Annotated in this window: 4 protein-coding genes; all 4 read right to left on the reverse strand. The window is 49.9% G+C overall.

Annotated elements, in window-relative coordinates:
• Window positions 1–573: 573 nt before the first annotated feature.
• A complete protein-coding gene (locus HKD24_RS14575; protein ID WP_194260903.1) occupies window positions 574–1,470 on the reverse strand; it encodes a hypothetical protein in 897 nt (298 codons plus the stop codon).
• On the reverse strand, window positions 1,470–2,612 hold the full coding sequence (locus HKD24_RS14580) for a hypothetical protein (protein WP_194260904.1): 1,143 nt from the start codon (window positions 2,610–2,612) through the stop codon (window positions 1,470–1,472). Before HKD24_RS14580 ends, HKD24_RS14575 begins: the two co-directional genes overlap by 1 nt.
• A 78-nt stretch (window positions 2,613–2,690) precedes the next feature.
• The gene (locus HKD24_RS14585) at window positions 2,691–4,970 is read right to left on the reverse strand and encodes a hypothetical protein (protein WP_194260905.1); all 2,280 of its coding nucleotides are present in this window, start codon (window positions 4,968–4,970) and stop codon (window positions 2,691–2,693) included.
• Window positions 4,971–5,114: 144 nt separating this feature from the next.
• Complete coding sequence (locus HKD24_RS14590; protein WP_194260906.1) at window positions 5,115–5,834, reverse strand: PD-(D/E)XK nuclease family protein; 720 nt, start codon at window positions 5,832–5,834, stop codon at window positions 5,115–5,117.
• Window positions 5,835–6,069 lie beyond the last annotated feature (235 nt).

Here is a 6,069-nt window from a genome sequence, read left to right on the forward strand (position 1 = left end):
GTATCATGGCGCGCCGACGCCATCTGGCCCGGGGTTAACCCCGGACCAGAGGGCCAACAGCAACGCCGTCAGAATGGCGGCATAACAATAACCGGGTATAGCTTATTCAAACCCAAAAACTGTCCGAACAGACGGGACCACCTCTGATCGCCAAGCCCGCTTAACCGGGCCAGCCGCTCTTCAACATCAAAGAAACCAGGCTGCTTCATCTGCCATCATCCCCAATCAACACAGGAGAGATGGAATCACAGAGGAACCCTCAAATCCAGAAGGTTTTTCGAACCCTCCAGGTTGTGAGCGGAGTATCAGGAACTAACTTTAAATATCTCTAAGAAATCCGTGAAACTCGGCTCTGGCAAGCTCCTGCTCTGTCGCAACTGATTTCCCACCCGTAATCGAATTACTTGCAGCTGACCAATCAGGGAGGGGGACAGACGGGCCATCTGAATATTCAACCATTTAAAATCGTTAGTTAGGAAACACCGCCTGCGACAATTATGCTGTTCTTAGAGGCATGATACTCGGCCTCCGACGTCCAACCCGACCAAAGTAAAAATCAGGTATGACTTGCTATCAATTGGTAATATTATACCACTTAACTATTAGAAACAGCACTACAATTAGGATAACAGCGATCGTCAGTGCCTTTCCATAAAAATCTACTCTGCTTTTAGGTTTGACGTTTCGCACAGGAATTGATTGTCTTGTAGTGTCATGGCCTTCAGTCGTCGGATTGTCCCCCTGAAGGCCCATAGGAAAAGGGATCTTGTTATCGCTCCCAAGCGTTAGATTGCGAAACGGGGGACTTAAAATAAAAAATTTTGTAAACTGCCCACCAGCTATAGGACTTGGCAATATCAGAATTTTTCCCTGAGAAGGCATCATCTGAGACTGTAAATGTTCTACTAATGGCTCTTTACTTCCACCAATGAAGTTAAGTATCGCAGCAATGGAAGGGATACCTGACGCGTTCTTTAAAATACCTCGCAACTCTTCGCTCAGTTTCGGCAACTCAACAGAACATGGCTCCATATCAACAAATTTTTTCTCTAGTTCATTTAGATGTATATTTGCCTGCTCTAGGTTTCCACCAAGCCATTCATCGGCATAATCCTTCACCTCTCCGTCAAGCAATTTGGTCAGCCGATTATTTTCCGAAACCGGATTGTTCTTAAAGATGTCCAGCACATAGGCGAGCAGCTTGAACAACGTCCCTTGGTCGGATTCAACATTGCCTTTAAGAGCCATCGAATAGCGTATTCGCGTCTCGACGCGATCCCGCCTAGATGAAGGGATTCCACTAATAAAACAGCGCCATTGGTTTCCCTGCAGCCGTTCAAGAATTAAAGTGGGTTGTTCAAAGGACGTAGCATCCTTGTAAAGGGGTATAGTCCACCAAGAATCCTCGGGAGTTGTTCCGAGAAAAGCATAATCATGCGTGACGCCACGAGTTTGAAGCCGGATTTCCATTAGCTCTTCTCGCCCGTGCTGATAGCTTTGACACGTTTACCAAATTTCTTGTTCGCCAGCGCCTGCACTAGCTCGGCGGTAGTAGTGGCATTTTTAATCGCTATATCAGCATTCTCACGGGCTACCTTCGCGGCCTTATCGCTCGTTGTTTCTCCAAAAATGCCGGCAATACTTTCCCAAAATCCCTTATTCTCCGCATGTTTACGGGCTTCTTCTGCTATTCTTTTTGAATTTTCAGCTGTTTTCTGCCTGCGCTTTTCCTCGTACCGAATGATCTGCTTCGACACAGCCAGTAAAATATCATTTGCTCCTGATACTTTCTGTTTGCCAGAGCCTCGTACGCAAAAAGATGGTCTGAATAAAGGTGTAGCGGTGTCCAAATCAGCCCAGTCAGCATGTGAAAATTCTACACAGCCGACTGTATCAACAGGCATGTACAAAATTTCAATCTCGCCAGGATCTTCGGCAATAATTATGTCCACTAAATTACCGTACAATTGCCAAATCTTCTGATACAATTCTTCTGATTTGTCCCGACTCCCACCATTGTCGGCGAAATAACTCTCACATTTTACAGGACAGATTATTACAAGAGCTGGTTCACTCGAAAGTGCATGTCGTTCTTTAGTCCATTCCTCGACAATTTGTTCGGTCTCGGCAATATTCAGAATAGCGTCGATTGCACGCTTCTCACGACTGCTACTCGCTTCCATTATCAGGCTAGCATCTACGACAAGCAACAGCACTGAGGCTTGTCGTACAAACGCTGCGCATTCGTTCTGTTCTTTAGAACCTTCCCAATGCAAGAGGTTGGGTAGCCATCCACCAGGGAAATCCAGCAGCTTGAGGTTCAGACCATTTTTTTCCTTCCCTGGGCTGTTGAGCGAAAGATTGAACTCAAACGATGCCTCAGTGCCACTCATAGCTCCCGCGTCAAATTCTCGCTCGCGTAACGAGCCGCGTAACTGGTTAGCGTGTTGATTGATTCGGGCACTGGTTTTGGCATCCGAAGGTCTGATGCTTAACGGGGTACCGGATAATAATTCTTTTGTATCCTGCAGGACAGCCGTTACCAACGAGGTTTTCCCAATTCGGCTAGGCGCTATCATAGCGATTTTAAACTCTGACGCTTTGTCGTTCATTTTTACTTCCTTCAAATGTCATGCTTCGCGCCATTGTCTCGACGCGAAGGCACTTCCGGTATTCCGTCTTCAATATGGTTACGATGCGAGAGTATGCCGCACAGCTTTGACGGCATTTATGACCGCAACACCTTTCGCCGTTGCGGCTTCAACGCCCGCGAAAAGACCCGGCCAGATGTCGTCGCGATAGCATCGCGCCATACGCCGGAACTCTTTTTCCGAATCACCCGATCGAATCAGCGCGTCATCAAACTGTTCCACAGCAGCGTGGATCACTAATGCAGGTACCATAGCTTCTTGCATCAGGGCTTTACGTGTTCTGTAAGCTGCAGCACGTGCCAAACTTGCCATTTCACGCAATAACCGTTCGGCTCCGGCGGGGTTAAGGTCTACAGTAAACCGTGCTTTTTTTTCGCCCGTTTCGGGGTCCTCAACCTCGCTTTGCAAATCGTCAAGTGCACGACGAACTTTCGGGTGCAATTGGGTGCGATAGTCAAGACGCAATGCAAGTAATTCCTGTACAGCCTGAGACAGACCTTGGCAAGGTTCCTCCGCCTCTGCCATCAGATGGCAGAGTGTGGAAAGCGCCGCACCTCCACTATTGCCCTGCAACAGATTGCCAAAACGGGGGCTGATAATGTCGTCAGCTAAGTGATTCCACAATGCATCGAGCGCTGTTTCAAAATGCTGATCAATGCCTGAAAAAAAGTTGCTTATTTCAACTCTTATATGGTTGAGTTCGTCGCCAGCAAATCCGGCAGAGTTTCTGTCACGCGCAAATCTGGCGTAAGCATTCCCGCACCATTTTTCGACGCCGTGTCCAAAGCCATTGTCGATCCATGCGTTCACGTTGTTGTAAGCCTGATCTACCGCATCCTCGTAAGCTTGGAATTCAGGACCGGAATCCTGCCGTGCTTTTTTATGCAGTTCAGTGATTTCTTCGGACAGACTGACAGCTAATTTCAGACGTAAATCGTCAGCCTCGCGAATTAGACTTTCCTGTTCGCTACTATCGAGATTACTGCTTTTGCCTTTTACAAGTGCTGCTGCAATATCTCCTAGGATCTGCTCCACCCGCTGAGTGACATTCGATGCCAAGGCCGTAGTGCCGTCGCGCACCTGTTTGTCCATCACCGGCAGCCGTTCAGCCAAGTGATTCAGTACGGGCACCAGAGCATTGTCGTATACATCTTTCGGATCAGCAGTATTTGTCTCTAATACATGGAAATGTTTATCCGGCTGACCATCATTGACACTTCGAAGAATGTCTCCGCGCAAAGCCTTGATTTTGGCTTCGTCTACTCCGCCTGTGTTGATGACAAGATACACAAAATCACGTCTGTTCTGAATGAAGCCCCGTGCTTTATCCAGCAGGTTGGTTGCTGCGCCATCTTCTTTTCCCCAATAGGCCATACCTTCAAGGGGTCTTTTGACAAGCATTACCAGATCGACGTCGTTTTGCAGACCTTCGAGATGATGCTCCTCAGCATTCGCCGCGAGTTCGCCCAATCCAGGCAAGTCAACAATTCCCAGTTCGTTAACCTGTGCGTAAGGGAACGGGCATTCAATTTGCACATCTTTGACAGCTAGGTAAGGTCGCGGAGCAGGTCGTCCCGTATGGTGGGCAGCATCTTCCTCCTCTGCTGTCGGGTAAGCAACAAACTTGCGCAGATCATCAAGACCGACGACTTTCTCCGCGCCCGTCAGATACTCCTGATAGGAGGGAAGCGCTGCCTGCATTTCTTTTAAGCGCCGCAGCACGGGAATGGCGGTTGATTCCTGTTGTTTCGCCTCGGACAACTCAACATCTGAGCGCGGATACAGGTAGCTGGCAAACTGCTCCAGTGTTTGTGGTGCTTCGGGTAAATCTAGCGCTGCATGATAAGGCTGCAACACATCCACGCGAAAACTCTCGTAATTGTGTAAGGTCAGGGTTGCGCGTGAATGCACGGAATGAAAAATTCGACTGCGCACCGCAGTGACCGGTAAGCCGCTTCCAGTGGGAATTTGCTCATCATCCAACCCAGAGATCGATTGAAGCAGAGTACTTTTACCCACGCGCGCACGACCACTGACCCCGATATTCAAAGTTGACCGGCTAAAACGTGCCTTAAGCAGGCTGAGACTGGCCACAGTGTCCGAAATAGCCTCGTAAACAGGGCTGAATCGAAGCGTACTGAGTGTCTGTTGAGTCTGACCATCAGTGGTTTCATGTTTGCGCAGTGTACTGACAGCACTTTCCAGACTGCTAAGTTCCTGTTTGAGTTTTTCCCATCGTGCAATCTGCCGCTCAATTTCTGGTAATTCTTTACGTCGTGTGTGCAAAATAGCCGTGATTTTATCTTGTGCTTGATTCATGGGACTATACAATCCTTCTGAGTAAAATTATCTCAATGTTCACTGATTTTTAGAAGATACGACATCTCTTTACTGAACAGATCGTCTTGAACGCGATGTTTGGGCATTGTTCGCTTCAAAATCGTTGTCTTACCTCCTAACGTTTCAGCCCTCGACGGCTGTCGGGAGTGGATTGACAGTGACTACTTGACCGGACGTCACCAGCACAACTAGCCCACGCTCAATGCCAGTCATGTCCAGATAAGCGCGAACCTGAGCACGATAATGCTCTATCGTCATGGCTGTCGACTGCACATCGCTCTTCCAGTCGATCACGACAGAAGGCTTGCCGTGGCTATCGAAACTGGTCGCATCGGCAATACCGACCATCGCTTGTTCAACCCCTTCGCCTTCAACCGTTGCATAGACGGTTAGCTCAGGCACCAGATTGGGCCTTAGTTCGGCGATTTCCGGCAGGTTGAGCGTCCGTACCACGCAGTCGGCGAGTTCGCCGGGGCTCAAGCCTTGGGTAGGATTGTCCATCACCGGCTTGCCGATTTCAAGGATCAGTGCCCGAGCCCGATCGACCAAAGCCGTCTCTCCGGCATCGGTCTCGCCGGTCAGCACCTCTTCAAGTAGCTTATGGAGGATAAGCCCACGCTCACGCCCACCCTGAATGCTCAGCGCCGGCCCTTCGTCATCGGGCTGGCCGTCATCGCCAGTTGCCCAGATCTCTACCGCTTCCGGCGTCAGTATTGGGCCGGCGTGGCTTTCATCGCGGCTCGGCGTGAGCCAGGCGAGGCGCTTGTCGAGGATTGCGGCCGCTTCGGCGGCAAAGCTATCGCGGGTCTGGAGGTTTAATGCCTGTGGCGCTGTCGGCCCCATCCCTTCGGGCAGATGCGAGAGATCGAGCGCCAGCAGTTCGGTCAGCGACAGATCGACCAGCGAAATCCAGGCGGACTTGGATTGTGCAGCATTAGGTGTTTAGTCCCGGGGTTTGATGGTGTGGTATTTTCACGCGAGTGGAAGGAAGCCTTATGGGACAGATACGTCATGGCAGCGCCACGACCACGCACGCCGTGCGAGCAGCACTACAGCGATCGCAGGCTTCGCTCGCGAC

Source organism: Gluconobacter vitians (genome assembly GCF_015244565.1).
Taxonomy (GTDB): domain Bacteria; phylum Pseudomonadota; class Alphaproteobacteria; order Acetobacterales; family Acetobacteraceae; genus Gluconobacter; species Gluconobacter vitians.